At 61.7% G+C, this 14,153-nt stretch carries 15 protein-coding genes and 1 tRNA gene; 3 read left to right on the forward strand and 13 right to left on the reverse strand.

Annotated elements, in window-relative coordinates; translation table 11 throughout:
• Positions 1 to 46 precede the first annotated feature (46 nt).
• The 3 genes from C5F53_RS01275 to C5F53_RS01285 are packed head-to-tail and all read right to left on the reverse strand — an operon-like array spanning position 47 to position 2,505.
• Positions 47 to 916 carry a DUF4394 domain-containing protein gene (locus C5F53_RS01275; protein ID WP_236635168.1) on the reverse strand — a complete coding sequence of 290 codons (870 nt, stop codon included), beginning with the start codon at positions 914 to 916 and terminating at the stop codon, positions 47 to 49.
• Positions 917 to 949: 33 nt separating this feature from the next.
• The gene (locus C5F53_RS01280; protein ID WP_105260352.1) at positions 950 to 2,050 is read right to left on the reverse strand and encodes an NAD(P)/FAD-dependent oxidoreductase; all 1,101 of its coding nucleotides are present in this window, start codon (positions 2,048 to 2,050) and stop codon (positions 950 to 952) included.
• An 8-nt stretch (positions 2,051 to 2,058) separates the two neighbouring features.
• Positions 2,059 to 2,505, reverse strand: a complete 447-nt coding sequence (locus C5F53_RS01285) for a hypothetical protein (RefSeq protein WP_105259525.1) — start codon at positions 2,503 to 2,505, stop codon at positions 2,059 to 2,061.
• Positions 2,506 to 2,651: 146 nt separating this feature from the next.
• On the opposite strand from C5F53_RS01285, the gene C5F53_RS01290 reads away from it, so the two are divergent.
• Positions 2,652 to 3,683 (forward strand): carboxylesterase, encoded by a 1,032-nt coding sequence (locus C5F53_RS01290; protein WP_161499862.1) that lies wholly within the window; start codon positions 2,652 to 2,654, stop codon positions 3,681 to 3,683.
• 15 nt (positions 3,684 to 3,698) lie between these two features.
• On the forward strand, positions 3,699 to 4,367 hold the full coding sequence (locus C5F53_RS01295) for a PilZ domain-containing protein (protein WP_105259527.1): 669 nt from the start codon (positions 3,699 to 3,701) through the stop codon (positions 4,365 to 4,367).
• A 53-nt stretch (positions 4,368 to 4,420) separates the two neighbouring features.
• Here the strand turns inward: C5F53_RS01295 and C5F53_RS01300 are convergent.
• From C5F53_RS01300 to uvrB, 10 genes are all read right to left on the reverse strand, one after another.
• Positions 4,421 to 4,495 (reverse strand) — tRNA-Val (locus C5F53_RS01300).
• Positions 4,496 to 4,536: 41 nt separating this feature from the next.
• Positions 4,537 to 5,247, reverse strand: a complete 711-nt coding sequence (dnaQ, locus tag C5F53_RS01305) for a DNA polymerase III subunit epsilon (RefSeq protein ID WP_105259528.1) — start codon at positions 5,245 to 5,247, stop codon at positions 4,537 to 4,539.
• A 98-nt stretch (positions 5,248 to 5,345) separates the two neighbouring features.
• Positions 5,346 to 5,684, reverse strand: a complete 339-nt coding sequence (gene fdx, locus C5F53_RS01310) for an ISC system 2Fe-2S type ferredoxin (RefSeq protein WP_094478765.1) — start codon at positions 5,682 to 5,684, stop codon at positions 5,346 to 5,348.
• Between the two features lie 21 nt (positions 5,685 to 5,705).
• Positions 5,706 to 7,562 (reverse strand): Fe-S protein assembly chaperone HscA, encoded by a 1,857-nt coding sequence (gene hscA / locus C5F53_RS01315; RefSeq protein ID WP_105259529.1) that lies wholly within the window; start codon positions 7,560 to 7,562, stop codon positions 5,706 to 5,708.
• A gap of 8 nt (positions 7,563 to 7,570) precedes the next feature.
• Entirely contained in the window at positions 7,571 to 8,086 is a 516-nt protein-coding gene (hscB, locus tag C5F53_RS01320) for a Fe-S protein assembly co-chaperone HscB (protein ID WP_105259530.1), read from the reverse strand.
• Positions 8,083 to 8,406, reverse strand: coding sequence for an iron-sulfur cluster assembly protein IscA (iscA, locus tag C5F53_RS01325; protein ID WP_105259531.1), 324 nt, complete (start codon positions 8,404 to 8,406; stop codon positions 8,083 to 8,085). Before iscA ends, hscB begins: the two co-directional genes overlap by 4 nt.
• 120 nt (positions 8,407 to 8,526) lie before the next feature.
• Positions 8,527 to 8,913 (reverse strand): Fe-S cluster assembly scaffold IscU, encoded by a 387-nt coding sequence (gene iscU, locus C5F53_RS01330; protein WP_105259532.1) that lies wholly within the window; start codon positions 8,911 to 8,913, stop codon positions 8,527 to 8,529.
• A 30-nt stretch (positions 8,914 to 8,943) separates the two neighbouring features.
• Positions 8,944 to 10,164 (reverse strand): IscS subfamily cysteine desulfurase, encoded by a 1,221-nt coding sequence (locus tag C5F53_RS01335; RefSeq protein WP_105259533.1) that lies wholly within the window; start codon positions 10,162 to 10,164, stop codon positions 8,944 to 8,946.
• Positions 10,165 to 10,230: 66 nt separating this feature from the next.
• Positions 10,231 to 10,767, reverse strand: coding sequence for a Fe-S cluster assembly transcriptional regulator IscR (gene iscR / locus C5F53_RS01340; RefSeq protein ID WP_105259534.1), 537 nt, complete (start codon positions 10,765 to 10,767; stop codon positions 10,231 to 10,233).
• 118 nt (positions 10,768 to 10,885) lie between these two features.
• Complete coding sequence (gene uvrB, locus C5F53_RS01345) at positions 10,886 to 12,997, reverse strand: excinuclease ABC subunit UvrB (RefSeq protein WP_236635169.1); 2,112 nt, start codon at positions 12,995 to 12,997, stop codon at positions 10,886 to 10,888.
• Between the two features lie 66 nt (positions 12,998 to 13,063).
• Here uvrB and C5F53_RS01350 point away from each other — a divergent pair, with 66 nt between their 5' ends.
• A complete protein-coding gene (locus C5F53_RS01350) occupies positions 13,064 to 14,107 on the forward strand; it encodes a nitronate monooxygenase family protein (RefSeq protein WP_105259535.1) in 1,044 nt (347 codons plus the stop codon).
• The last annotated feature ends 46 nt before the right edge of the window (positions 14,108 to 14,153 follow it).

Genomic DNA, 14,153 nt, shown 5'->3' on the forward strand with positions numbered 1-14,153 from the left:
CTAGCGCGCGCAGCTACTGCGCGAGTAGCTCCTTATTTCATAGCAATCAGGGCTCGACGGCGATACCAATCACCTTGGTGCCGTCGCCCACTGTGCCCAGCAGCGTGGCCTTGCCGGTTTTCAGGTCCAGCGTGTAGAGGCGCGAAGCGGTTTGCGTTTGGGTGGTGACGGTGACAAAGGCCGCCCCTGTGACATCGGCGATGTCCAGGTTCGCATCGGTGATATCGGCAATGCCCAACGCGCCCACGCTAAAAAGCAAACCGGTGTTAAAGGACACCACGGGCTGCACACCCTCCAGCGAACCCTGCGTCACCAGGTAGCCACCATTGCGGTCGATGGCGTAGTTGGTGGTGAGCTTTTCGTCGGTCTTGTTGTAGGTGTAACCCGCTGCCACCAGCTCGGGCTTGATGCCGGCGCGCTTGTCGCCGGCGGCGTAGGCAGGCGCAGGGTCGGTGGCGGCCAATGCGCCCGTTTCCGGGTGCAGGCGCAGGTTCTGGCCGCTGTTGCTGGCCACACGCACCCGGTCAGCCACCGGGTTGAAGTCCATGCCAAACACCTCTCCCTGCAGGGCCACGGCCGCCGCACTGCCCACAGGTTTGAGCGCGCCCGTAGGCACGTCCAGCGTGTACAGGCGCCCGGCACGGCTCAGGGTAAACAACACCCCTTTGGCAATGCGGTAGTCCATGCCCACCAGGGTCTCCCCCGCGGGCAAGCCAGTAACCGCGGTGCGCTGCAGCACCTTGCCTGGCTGGCCTGCATTCACCGTCAACAGCTCCATTTTTTGCGTGAGTACATGCAGGGTTTCCTTGCGCAGGGGCCCCTGCGCCTCGGGCGCGCTGGCGCAGCCTGCCAAAGCCGCCAAGGTTGCAGCAGCCAAGGTCCATTTACATCCGGTTTTTTCCAACGAATACATCATGATTGCCTCCAAAAGAAAAGTATCACCCCGCCCCTATGGCGCCAGCATGGCCTGTACATATTCTGCAATGGCCAGCGCACTGGTCAAGCCCGGCGACTCGATGCCAAACAAATTGACCAGCCCCGGCACTCCGTGCACCAAGGGGCCTTGAATCACAAAGTCTGATGCGGCACTGCCCGGGCCGTGGATCTTGGGGCGCATGCCCGCATAGGCGGGCAGCAGCGCACCGTCGGGCAGAGCGGGCCAGTATTTGCGCACTTCGGCATAAAACGCATCGCCACGCGCCGGGTCCACCGCCAGGTCCTGCGGGTCGTCCACCCACTGCACATCCGGCCCAAAACGAGCCTGCCCGCCCAGATCGATGGTCAGGTGCACACCCAGGCCTGCAGCCTCGGGCACGGGGTAAATCAGGCGCGAGAACGGGCTGCGCCCGGCCAGCGTGAAGTAGTTGCCCTTGGCAAAGTGGGCCTGCGGCACATGCTGCGGAGCCAGCCCGGCAAAACGTGCGGCCAGCGCCGGAGCCTGCAGCCCCGCCGCGTTGACCACGGTACGGGCGCGCAATTGCGTGCCATCTTCCGCTATCAAATCAATAGCTGCTTGCGCAATATTGGCATGGGCCAGGGGCGAATTGAGTGCCAAAACACCGCCTGCACGCTCCAAGTCGCCCAGCAAGGACAGCATGAGAGCATGGCTGTCCACAATACCGGTGGACGGTGAATGCAAGGCCGCCAGGCAGTGCAGCTGTGGCTCGGCGGAACGGGCCTGGGCGGCATCCAGCAGCACCAAGTCGCTCACGCCATTGGCGGCTGCCTTCGCCTGGATACCCTGCAGCTGTGCTACCTGCGCAGCATCGGTGGCCACAATAAATTTGCCGCAGCGCTGGTGGGGCAGGCCACGCTCGGCACAGTAGTCATACAGCAGCTGCTTGCCCCGCACACACAGCTGCGCCTTCAGCGAACCCGCGGGGTAATAAATGCCTGCATGGATGACTTCGCTGTTGCGCGCACTGGTCTGGGTACCAAAGGCATCACAGGCTTCCAGCACCAGCACCTCGCGTCCTGCCAGTGCCAGTGCGCGGGCCACCGCCAGACCCACCACCCCGGCGCCCACCACCACACAGTCCACCTGCTCCATGCCGACGCTCAACGGGCTGTGTCCGCACTGCCCGCCTGGGCAGGCAAATAGGCGGGGGCCTCGTCATCCCACATGCCAAAGGTCAGGGCCACCGGCCCCTTGTTACCGGCCCCGTAGGCATAACCTTTCACAGCGGTGAGCATGCTGAACTGCAGGGCGGCGGCGGTGCCGTCGTTACACCGCAGGTCCACCTCCCCCTGGGTGGTGGAGGTAAAACGTAGCTGCCCCATGCAGATGCTGGGCTCGCCCTGGCTGGCCGTCACATTCAAGGTACCGGTGCGGTCGGGGCTCAGGGTCACCGTGCCGTCCAGGCGCTGGCCTTGTACTTGCAGAATGGCCGCTGGCCTGCTGGAGCCCAACTGGACCATCAGGTTATTGAGATCGGCACATGCGCTGAGCCCCAGCACCAAGGGGATCGCCAGAACGCGTCCGTAAAGGGGCTTGCGAGAGTTCATTGCGCTGCTTCCATAGGTTGCAAAAGAGGACACCGGGCGGTGTACCATCTTATCGAGAAACCGCGGCGCCAAGCCCGGAAATACCGCTGTGCCGAGGGTCAAATCCGACGACTTGGCGCAGCCTTTTTCGATGTAGGGAGACCCTTGTGACGACAACAACACCCACCACTGGTACCAGCCACCTGTTGCAGAAAACCTGGTTCCGCATCGTGGCCGTACTGGCCGCCTTGGTACTGGTCGCCGTTCTCGTGTTCCTGGCCGGACCGCGCAATGCCTTTGGCCCCAACACCCCCAGCGCACGGGCGCAAGCCCCCCAAGAAATTGCCCAGCTGGACGACTGGGTACGCAAGACCGAAGCAGCCTTTCCCGACATCAAGCCCAACAACGAAAAACACATTGTCTGGGCCGGTGCTGCCGGCCAGCGCACCCCCTGGGCCGTGGTCTACATCCACGGCTTCTCCGCCAGCCGGCTGGAGACGGCCCCCATGACCGACCTGGTGGCCAAGGCGCTAGGTGCCAACACCTTCTACACCCGCCTCACCGGCCACGGCCGCCCGGGCCCCGCCATGGGTGAGGCCACGGTGCAAGACTGGCTGGCCGACGCCCAAGAGGCGCTGCGCATTGGCCAAACGCTGGGGGACAAAGTTCTGGTCATCAGCTGTTCCACCGGGGCCACACTGGCCACTTGGCTGGGCGCCAATGGGCAGAACGCCCAGGTGGCAGGCCATGTGTTTGTGTCGCCCAACTTTGGACCCAAAGACAAACGGGCAGAAATCATCAATGGCCCCTGGGGCCAGCAGATCGCCTTTGCCCTGCAGGGCGACAACCGCGGCAGCCCGGCCGAAAGCCCCGCAGAAGACGGCGCCTGGACCAACGCCTACCCCACACGCGCCCTCTTCCCGATGATGGCGCTGGTCAAAGGCGTACGCGAGAGTGAGCTCAGCGCCTTCCGCACGCCATTGCTGGTGCTGTACAGCGAGAAAGACCAGACCGTGGAGCCTGAACAGACCAAGGCCGCGTTTGCCCGCATAGGCTCTGCAACCAAACAGATGCAGGCGGTGGACTACAGCGAATCCAAGGGGCAACACGTACTGGTCGGAGACATCAAGGCCCCCAAAGCCACTACCCCCATGGCGGAGACCATCATCCGCTGGGCCCAGGCCTTGCCCGCCCCCTGACCGGGAGCCACACCCATGAGCACAGACAACGACGCCATTCTTCGTATGCCGCTCAAGGCCTTGGGGCTGCGCTCCGGCATGGCCCTGCAAACCCGGCGCCTGGTCGAAGGCACCAGCAAAAAAGAAGCGCAGTTTTTTGGCGCTATCGAAGGCAAAGGGGTCATGGTGGGGCCGCAAAGTGCGGATGCCACGCAAACAGGCATGGAAGAAGGCGAAGTGTGTGTGGTGCGCGGATTCACCGGGCAGTACGAGTTTTCTTTCCTCAGCAAGGTGCTGCAAACCTTCGAAAAACCCTTTGCCTACGCACTCTTGGCCTACCCGGCCCAGGTAGACGCCAGACGCGTGCGCCAGTCCATGCGCACCAAAGTGTCCTGGCCCACCACGGCCCGGCCAGCGACCGCACCGCCTGAGGTCAGCGCGCGCTTGGTGGACCTGGTCGACATCAGCACAGACGGTGCGATGGTCAGCACGACCGACCCACTGGGGGCGATTGGGGAGCTGGTGGAACTGTCGATGGATGTGACTGTGGATGGCAACCCGGTCCAGCTGCACCTGAGCGGCAAGATATGCCACCACAGCCGGCCCATGGGGCAAGACCACTTCTTTGCCGGCCTGGCGTTCCAGGGCACCCGCCAAAATGACAAGCTGGTGCTCAACTATCTGACGCAAAACGCGCCCAACTGAATATTCGGCCCCACAACGAAAAAGGCCAGCGCATTGCGCTGGCCTTTTGTGTTTGGTGGGCGATGCAAGTTTCGAACTTGCGACCCCTGCAGTGTGAATGCAGTGCTCTACCCCTGAGCTAATCGCCCTGAATACTGATCAGGTAAGCCTCAGATTATATACCAAGATTTCAGGCCATTTGGCGCCATAGCGTTTTTCCACCACTGGATTTGTCGAGTTGGGTCAACACCTCGTCGTGGGCGGCCAGCTCCTGCGCATTGGCCTGCAATGTGGGCAAGGCAATGCCGTGCAGATCCACACGCTCCACCACGGGGCCTGCGGTGTCCACCACTGTCGTTTCCATCAGCAAGGCATCCTGCCCCCGCGTCATATTGATGTAAACATCGGCCAGCAGCTCGGCATCCAACAAAGCGCCGTGCAGCGTACGCCCCGAGTTGTCCACTTCCAGGCGGCTGCACAAGGCATCCAGGCTGTTGCGCTTGCCAGGGAACATTTCCTTGGCCATCACCAGGGTGTCCAGCACGCCCGCCACGTACTCCTTGAAAGGCCGGTGGCCAGTGCGCGCCAGCTCCATGTTCAGGAACGCCAGGTCGAACGGCGCGTTGTGGATGATGATTTCCGCATCGGCCACGTAATCCACCAGCTGCTGCGCGATGTCTGCAAACTTGGGCTTGTCGCTCAGGAATTGGGTGGTCAACCCGTGAACGCGCAGTGCCCCCTCGTCGCTATCGCGCCCGGGGTTCAGGTAAAAGTGCAGGTTGTTGCCCGTGAGCTTGCGGTTCACCAGCTCCACACAGCCGATTTCCACCATGCGGTCCGGGTTGTCCGGATGGTTGGCGTAAAAACCCGTCGTTTCTGTGTCCAGAAAAATTTGGCGCATAGTTTCAATAATACTCAGTGGGTGTTTTTCCGCCGGGCCGCCCCAAGGAAAAATGCGCCCCTCGGGGGCAGCGACCCGCGCAGCGGTGGAGCGTGGGGCTAATGATTCTCTTTGGCGTGGTTCAGCGAGTACTTGGGGATTTCTACCACCAGGTCTTTTTGGGCCAAAAACGCCTGGCAGCTGAGCCGCGATTGTGGTTGCAATCCCCAGGCACGGTCCAGCAAGTCCTCTTCGGTTTCTTCCAGTTCATTAAGCGAGGCAAAACCTTCGCGCACCACCACGTGGCAGGTGGTGCAGGCGCAGCTCATGTCACACGCGTGTTCAATCTTGATGCCGTTTTCCAGTAAGGCTTCGCAAATAGAGGTACCCGCGGGCGCAGAGACTTCGGCCCCCTGGGGGCAGTACTCGGCGTGGGGCAGGATTTTGATGATGGGCATGGTGCTTCTTCCCGCGCGGGGTCAGAGGGTTTCAATGTTTTTGCCAGCCAGCGCCTGCGCGATACCGCGGTTCATGCGCAGGGCGGCAAAGGCTTCGGTGGCCAGGGCCAGGGCTTTGGATTGGGCTTCCACAAACGCCGCATCGTCGCTGCTGCGGGCGGCGTCCAGCGCTTGCATCGCAGCATCTACGTCGGCGTGCTCTTGCGTACTGAGCAAGTCCCCATCGGCAGCCAGCGCACTGTGGGTGGCCAGCAGCAAGCGGTCCGCATCGACCCGGGCCTCCACCAGCGCACGGGCACGCATGTCGGCCTCCGCCGTGGTGAAACTCTCTTTGAGCATCTGCGCAATCTGGTCGTCGCTCAAACCATAGGATGGCTTCACATCAATACGCGCCTCGACACCACTCACCTGCTCCTTGGCAGACACGTTGAGCAGCCCATCGGCATCCACGGTAAAGGTCACGCGAATGCGCGCTGCGCCGGCCGCCATGGGTGGAATGCCGCGCAGCTCAAAACGCGCCAGGCTGCGGCAATCAGCGACCAAGTCGCGCTCACCCTGCACCACGTGCAAGGCCAGGGCGGTCTGACCATCCTTGTAGGTCGTGAAATCCTGCGCCATGGCGGTGGGAATGGTCTGGTTGCGCGGCACGATGCGCTCCACCAAGCCACCCATGGTCTCAATGCCCAGGGACAGTGGGATCACGTCCAGCAACAGCAAATCGCCCGAAGGGTTGTTGCCTGCCAACTGGTTGGCCTGGATGGAGGCGCCCAGGGCCACGACTTCATCCGGGTTCAGGTTGGTCAGGGGCTCCTGGCCAAAAAACTCCCCCACCAGACGGCGCACCTGCGGCATGCGGGTGGAGCCACCCACCATAACCACGCCCTGGATATCTTCTTTTTGCAGGGTCGCATCGCGCAAAGCTTTGCGCACAGCCTGTAGGGTTCGGGCCGTCAGCGGTGCCGTCAGTTGTTCAAACTGGTCGCGGTTCAGCGACAGGTCCAGACTGCCGGACGACAGATCCACCTCGGCCGTCACGATGTCTTCGGACGACAGCGCCTCTTTGGCACTGCGAGCCTCGGCCATCAACAGGGCCTGGTCTTCCGGCGTATTGGCGTGCAGGCCTGCCTCCTGCAGGAGCCAATCCGCCAAAGCACGGTCGTAGTCGTCGCCACCCAAGGCCGAGTCGCCCCCCGTAGCCAGCACCTCGAACACGCCCGCAGACAAGCGCAGGATGGAAATGTCAAAGGTTCCGCCACCCAGGTCGTAGACGGCATACACGCCCTCGGACGCGTTGTCCAAGCCATAGGCAATAGCAGCCGCCGTAGGCTCGTTGATCAGGCGCAGCACATTCAGGCCGGCCAACTGGGCCGCATCCTTGGTGGCTTGGCGCTGTGCATCGTCAAAGTACGCAGGCACGGTCACCACAGCGCCGTAAATATCGTCATTGAACGTGTCTTCGGCACGAAAACGCAGCGTAGCCAAGATTTCAGCGCTCACTTCGACCGGGCTTTTGTCGCCTGCAATGGTACGTACTTGCACCATGCCCGGCACATCCAACAGCGCGTAAGGCAGCTTCTCTGGGTGGGCAACATCCTTGATGCCGCGCCCCATCAAACGCTTGACCGAGGCAATCGTGTTGCCTGGATCGCTGGCCTGATGCTCCAGTGCGGCATAGCCAATCTGGCGGCGCTGGGCATCCACATAACGCACCACGCTAGGCAAGATCACTTTGCCGTCCGCATCGGGCAGGCACTCAGCAGTTCCGTTGCGCACCGCGGCTACCAGCGAATGGGTGGTGCCCAGGTCAATGCCCACAGCAATGCGGCGCTCGTGTGGGTTGGGCGATTGCCCAGGTTCAGAAATTTGTAGAAGCGCCATGGCGGTAATTATTCAAACTGGTCGAAGCGCTGGTTCAGGTCTTGGGTGAATTTTTCGATGAACATCAGGGCCCGCACAGGCCCCACGGCCGCAACCGCATCGTGCTGTTGGTCCAGCAGGCTGGCACATTGTTGCAGCAATTGCGCGCGCGAGGCATCGACCTCGGCCTGCAACGCCTCCAGTGCGGGCACCGCTTCCGCATCGTCCAGCGCCTCGCGCCATTCCATCTGCTGCATCAGAAATGCAGCAGGCATGGCCGTGTTGCTGTGGGCATTCACGGGAGCACCGCCCAGTTCACACAGGTAGGCCGCGCGCTTGAGCGGGTCCTTCAGACGCTGGTAGGCCTCGTTGATGCGCACCGACCATTGCATGGCCACACGCTGGGCGGCTGCGCCCTGGGCGGCAAATTTGTCGGGGTGGGCTTCGCGCTGCAGAGCCTTCCAACGGGCGTCGAGTGCGGTGCGGTCTTGCGCGAACTGTCGGGTCAGGCCAAACAGTTCGAAATCATCGGCCTGCAGGTTCACACGCGGAACGATTCACCACAACCGCACTTGTCGCGTTCGTTGGGGTTGTTGAAGCGAAAACCTTCGTTCAACCCTTCACGTACAAAGTCCAGCTGCGTACCGTCGATGTAGGCCAGGCTTTTGGGATCCACCAACACCTTCACACCAAAACCTTCAAACACGATGTCTTCGGGCGACAACTCGTCCACGTACTCCAACTGGTACGCCAAGCCGGAGCAGCCCGTGGTTTTGACGCCCAGACGCACGCCCACGCCCTTGCCACGCTTGGTCAGGTAGCGGGTCACGTGCCGTGCGGCGGCCTCGGTCAGAGAAACTGTCATTTCAATCTTTCATGTCCATACGCGCATCACTTGAAGCCAGGGCCACCGCAGAACCGGCTTTGCCGGGCTGTTGGTGGCGCCCCCTGAGGGGGAGGCGCCGCAGGCGCTTCGGGGGGGACATTAATTCAAGTGTTTTTTCTTGTAGTCATCCACGGCTGCTTTGATGGCATCTTCGGCCAGAATGGAGCAGTGAATCTTCACGGGCGGCAAGGCCAGTTCTTCGGCGATCTGGCTATTCTTCAGTGCTGCTGCTTCGTCGAGCGTCTTGCCCTTGACCCATTCAGTCACCAACGAGCTGGAGGCAATGGCCGAACCGCAACCATAGGTCTTGAAACGTGCGTCTTCAATCACACCCGTCAGCGGGTTGACCTTGATCTGCAGTTTCATCACGTCGCCGCAAGCGGGCGCGCCCACCATACCGGTGCCCACGCTGTCATCGCCTTTTTCAAAGCTGCCCACGTTGCGGGGGTTTTCGTAGTGATCAACGACTTTGTCTGAATATGCCATTTGGATTACCTCTTCACTCTTCAATAACTTTTAGTGCGCAGCCCACTGGATGGTGCTGATGTCGATGCCTTCTTTGTACATGTCCCACAGCGGGCTCAGGTCACGCAGCTTGGCCACGTTTTTCTTGATGGTGTCCACGGCGTAGTCGATGTCGGCTTCGGTGGTCCAACGGCCAATCGTCATGCGCAGGCTGCTGTGAGCCAGTTCGTCGCTGCGGCCCAGGGCACGCAGCACATAGCTGGGTTCCAGCGATGCCGAAGTGCAGGCGGAACCGGACGACACCGCCAAACCCTTGATACCCATGATCAGCGATTCACCTTCCACATAGTTGAAGCTCATGTTCAGGTTGTGGGGCACACGCTTGGATTCGTGGCCGTTGATGAACACCTGCTCCACATCCTTCAAGCCTGCCAGCATGCGGTCGTGCAGGGCCTGGATGCGGATGTTCTCGGCATGCATTTCTTCTTTGGCAATGCGGTAGGCCTCGCCCATACCGACGATTTGGTGCGTGGGCAAGGTGCCGCTGCGCATGCCACGCTCGTGGCCACCACCGTGCATTTGTGCTTCCAGGCGGATACGGGGCTTGCGGCGCACAAACAACGCGCCAATGCCCTTGGGGCCATAGGTCTTGTGCGAGGTCAGGCTCATCAGGTCGACCGGCAGCGTGGTCATGTCGATGTCCACCCGGCCTGTGGCCTGGGCAGCGTCCACATGGAAGATCACGCCTTTTTCACGGCAGATGGCGCCAATGGCGGCGATGTCCTGGATCACACCAATCTCGTTGTTCACGAACATCACGCTGGCCAGGATGGTGTCGGGGCGAATCGCGGCCTTGAAGGCGTCCAGATCCACCAAACCGTCGTCCTGCACATCAAGATACGTGACCTCAAAGCCTTGGCGCTCCAGTTCACGGCAGGTATCCAACACGGCTTTGTGCTCGGTTTTCACCGTGATCAGGTGTTTGCCCTTGGACTGGTAAAAATGCGCAGCGCCCTTGAGGGCCAAGTTGTTGGACTCGGTCGCGCCCGATGTCCAGACGATTTCGCGGGGGTCAGCACCAATCAGCGCAGCCACTTGCTCGCGGGCCTTTTCGACTGCGGCTTCGGCTTCCCAGCCCCAGGCATGGCTACGCGACGCCGGATTGCCAAAGTGGTTGCGCAACCAAGGCACCATGGCATCCACCACCCGCTCATCGCAAGGGTTGGTGGCGCTGTAGTCCATGTAAATGGGGAAGTGGGGAGTGGTATCCATGGCTGGCTCGGTACTGGCTAAAAAATAAAAACGGGGAAATCAGGACTTGGAAAACGCGTTGCAGTCTTAGGACTTGGCAAACGTGTTGCCAAGAGCAAACACCGAGTTGGGGGCGTTCACGCGGATGGGTTTGACCACGGGCATGGCCGAGATGGCACGTTTGATGGTGGGTTTGTCTTCGACTTGCAGGCCTTTGGCCAACTGGTCGTCCACCAGTTTTTGCAGGGTCACGGAGTCCAGAAACTCCACCATGCGGGTGTTCAGAGAAGCCCACAAATCATGGGTCATGCAGCGGGTGCCCTCACCCAGGCAGTTTTCCTTGCCACCACATTGCGTGGCGTCGATGGGCTCGTCCACCGACACAATAATTTCTGCAACGGTGATATCGCTGGCTTTGCGAGCAAGGGTATACCCGCCCCCAGGCCCACGGGTGGACTCCACCAGCTCATGGCGGCGCAACTTGCCGAACAACTGCTCCAGATAAGACAGGGAGATTTGCTGGCGCTGGCTGATGGCAGCCAATGTCACGGGACCCGAGCTTTGGCGCAAGCCCAAATCGATCATCGCGGTGACCGCAAAACGGCCTTTGGTGGTGAGACGCATCGCTTGCTCCTTCAGTCGGGGGGTTGTTGACTAACGGACTCAAGTATACCACGCGACCCTTCAACTTGCTCGGGTAAGCAGACTGGCCAGTCTATTAACCCGATAGATTTAATCAACTTTACAAAATCACAACGTTGTCGGCCCCGGGCGCACCAAAGGCCTGCTCCTTCAGGATGTGCAGTTGGTCGCGCACCCGCGCCGCTTTTTCGAACTCCAGATTGCGCGCGTGCTCCATCATCAGCTTCTCCAAGCGTTTGATTTCGCGGGAAATATCCTTCTCGCTCATGTCCTCCACCTGCGCACGTTGTTGGGCGTCGCGCTCCAGGCGATCGGCTTCCTTGCCAGCCTTCTCGCTGTAAACACCGTCGATCAGATCGCGCACCTTTTTCACAATGGCACGCGGGGTGATGCCCCGTTCCAGGTTGTGGGCAATCTGTTTTTTGCGGCGGCGCTCGGTCTCGCCAATCGCCCGCTCCATCGAATCCGTGATCTTGTCCGCATACAAGATGGCCCGGCCTTCCAGATTTCGGGCGGCACGGCCGATGGTCTGGATCAGCGAACGCTCGGAACGCAAAAAGCCCTCCTTGTCGGCATCCAGAATCGCCACCAGCGACACCTCGGGAATGTCCAAGCCCTCGCGCAGCAGGTTGATACCGACCAGCACGTCGAAGGTGCCCAGGCGCAGGTCGCGCAGGATTTCCACGCGCTCCACCGTGTCCACATCACTGTGCAGGTAGCGTACCTTCACGCCGTTGTCGGTCAGGTAGTCGGTCAGTTGCTCGGCCATGCGCTTGGTCAGCGTGGTGATCAACACACGCTCATTTTTCTCCACGCGGATGCGGATTTCCTGCAGCACGTCATCCACCTGGCTGGTGGCTGGGCGCACTTCGACTTCAGGGTCTACTAGGCCCGTGGGCCGCACCAGTTGCTCCACAACCTTGCCCGCGTGGTCTTTCTCCCACTGCGCCGGTGTGGCGGACACAAAGATGGCCTGGCGCATCTTGGTCTCGAACTCTTCAAACTTGAGTGGTCGGTTGTCCAGCGCGCTGGGCAGGCGAAATCCGTATTCCACCAGCGTGGTCTTGCGCGCCCGGTCCCCGTTGTACATGCCGCCAAACTGGCCGATCAGCACATGGCTTTCGTCCAGAAACATCACCGCGTCCTTGGGCAGGTAGTCGGTCAATGTGGAAGGTGGTTCGCCCGGCTCCGTACCGCTCAGGTGCCGCGAGTAATTTTCGATACCCTTGCAGTGCCCCACTTCGCTCAGCATTTCCAGGTCAAAGCGTGTGCGCTGCTCCAGCCGCTGGGCTTCCACCAGCTTGCCCATGCCCACAAACTCTTTCAGCCGGTCTGACAGCTCCGTCTTGATGGTCTCCACTGCCATCAGCACCTGCTCGCGCGGGGTCACATAGTGGCTGCTGGGGTACACGGTGAAGCGCGGAATCTTCTGGCGGATGCGGCCGGTCAGAGGATCGAACAGCTGCAGGCTCTCGATCTCGTCGTCAAACAGCTCCACGCGGATCGCCATCTCGCTGTGTTCGGCGGGGAAGATGTCGATGGTGTCGCCGCGCACGCGGAAGGCGCCACGGCTGAAATCCATGTCGTTGCGCTGGTACTGCATGCGCACCAGTTGGGCAATCATGTCGCGCTGGCCCAGTTTGTCACCGGTGCGCAGCGTCATCACCATCTGGTGGTAACTCTCGGGCTTGCCGATACCGTAAATGGCCGACACCGTGGCCACGATCACCACATCGCGTCGTTCCAGCAGGCTCTTGGTGCAGGAGAGGCGCATCTGCTCGATGTGCTCGTTGATCGCGCTGTCCTTTTCGATGAACAGGTCGCGCTGCGGCACATAGGCCTCGGGCTGGTAGTAGTCGTAGTAGCTGACGAAGTACTCCACGGCGTTCTTGGGAAAGAACTCGCGGAACTCGCTGTACAGCTGCGCCGCCAGCGTCTTGTTGGGTGCAAACACAATGGCCGGGCGCCCCAGCCGGGCAATCACGTTGGCCATGGTGAAGGTCTTGCCCGAGCCGGTTACGCCCAGCAGTGTCTGGAACACCTCGCCATCGGTCACCCCCTCCACCAGTTGGTCAATCGCCTCAGGTTGGTCACCTGCTGGGGGGTAGGGCTGGTACAGCTCGTAGGGAGAATCCGGGTAGCGCACAAAAGTACCGGTGCGCACCTGCTCGGCGTCATCGGTCACTGCGGGGGTGGGCTGGGGGGAAGGCATGGCGGCGTGCTTAAAAGGGGCAAAGGTGGAACTGTAGACTAGACCGCGTACCCACAGGACCCTGCCATGCCAAACCCCTCTTTCCTGGGCACCGCCCTCCCCCTGATTCAGGCTCCCATGGCGGGCGTGCAAGGCCATGCCTTGGCCGCCGCCGTCTGCAATGCCGGTGGCCTGGGCTCCATTCCCGCCGCCATGCTGAGTCTGGATGGGCTGCGTGCCGAACTCACACAACTGACTACGCTGACTGACAAACCCTACAACGTCAACTTCTTTTGCCACACGCCCCCTGCGCCCGACCCCGCGCGCGACGAAATCTGGCGGCAGGCCTTGCAGCCTTATTACACCGAGCTTGGGCTATCGCTGGCGGACATCGTCCCTGGCCCGGGCCGCGCGCCCTTCAGCGACCAGGTGGCCGACGTAGTCGAAGCCTTCAAGCCTGCCGTGATGAGCTTCCACTTTGGCCTGCCCTCCGCCCCCCTGCTAGCTCGTGTCAAAAGCTGGGGCAGCCTGGTACTGGCATCCGCCACGACGGTGGACGAGGCCGTCTGGCTGCAGGATCACGGTGCCGACGCCGTCATTGCCCAGGGCTTGGAAGCGGGGGGACACCGCGGCATCTTCCTGAGTGACGACCTGAGCACCCAGGTGGGCACCATGGCGCTGTTGCCGCAGATCGTGCAGGCCGTGACCGTGCCGGTGATTGCCGCGGGTGGCATCGCCGATGCGGATGGCGTGGCCGCCGCCATGGCGCTGGGCGCCTCGGCCGTGCAGATTGGCACGGCTTATATGTGCTGCCCCGAGTCCACCACCTCTGCCCTGCACCGGGCAGTACTGCAGAGCCCGGCAGCGCGCCACACCGCACTTACCACCCTGTTCACCGGCCGCCCGGCGCGCGGCATCATGAACCGACTGATGCGCGAACTGGGCCCACTCAGCCCGGCTGCTCCTGCGTTTCCGCTGGCCACCGGCGCCATCGCCCCGCTGCGCGCACGCGCCGAGAGCCAAGGCAGCACCGACTTTTCCCCTTTGTGGAGCGGGCAAAACGCCTCGCAATGCCGCAATGTGCCGGCCGCCGAACTCACGCGTGCACTGGCAGAGGGCCTGGCGCGTTAAGCAGCTTGAAAAGGCACCAGCGCGGTGCCCGGTAAAATAGGGGTTA

Origin of the sequence: Rhodoferax sp. TS-BS-61-7 (assembly GCF_002943465.1) — a bacterium.
In the GTDB taxonomy this organism is placed as follows: Bacteria; Pseudomonadota; Gammaproteobacteria; order Burkholderiales; family Burkholderiaceae_C; genus Allorhodoferax.

Bases quoted from the DNA above. Each gene is read 5' to 3' on its own strand.
- C5F53_RS01295 (WP_105259527.1), top strand. From the start codon at position 3,699: ATGAGCACAGACAACGACGCCATTCTTCGTATGCCGCTCAAGGCCTTG.
- hscA (WP_105259529.1), bottom strand. From the start codon at position 7,562: ATGGCGCTTCTACAAATTTCTGAACCTGGGCAATCGCCCAACCCACAC.
- C5F53_RS01285 (WP_105259525.1), bottom strand. From the start codon at position 2,505: ATGAACTCTCGCAAGCCCCTTTACGGACGCGTTCTGGCGATCCCCTTG.
- iscA (WP_105259531.1), bottom strand. From the start codon at position 8,406: ATGACAGTTTCTCTGACCGAGGCCGCCGCACGGCACGTGACCCGCTAC.
- uvrB (WP_236635169.1), bottom strand. From the start codon at position 12,997: ATGCCTTCCCCCCAGCCCACCCCCGCAGTGACCGATGACGCCGAGCAG.
- fdx (WP_094478765.1), bottom strand. From the start codon at position 5,684: ATGCCCATCATCAAAATCCTGCCCCACGCCGAGTACTGCCCCCAGGGG.
- iscU (WP_105259532.1), bottom strand. From the start codon at position 8,913: ATGGCATATTCAGACAAAGTCGTTGATCACTACGAAAACCCCCGCAAC.
- C5F53_RS01335 (WP_105259533.1), bottom strand. From the start codon at position 10,164: ATGGATACCACTCCCCACTTCCCCATTTACATGGACTACAGCGCCACC.
- C5F53_RS01350 (WP_105259535.1), top strand. From the start codon at position 13,064: ATGCCAAACCCCTCTTTCCTGGGCACCGCCCTCCCCCTGATTCAGGCT.
- C5F53_RS01275 (WP_236635168.1), bottom strand. From the start codon at position 916: ATGATGTATTCGTTGGAAAAAACCGGATGTAAATGGACCTTGGCTGCT.
- iscR (WP_105259534.1), bottom strand. From the start codon at position 10,767: ATGCGTCTCACCACCAAAGGCCGTTTTGCGGTCACCGCGATGATCGAT.
- C5F53_RS01280 (WP_105260352.1), bottom strand. From the start codon at position 2,050: ATGGAGCAGGTGGACTGTGTGGTGGTGGGCGCCGGGGTGGTGGGTCTG.
- dnaQ (WP_105259528.1), bottom strand. From the start codon at position 5,247: ATGCGCCAAATTTTTCTGGACACAGAAACGACGGGTTTTTACGCCAAC.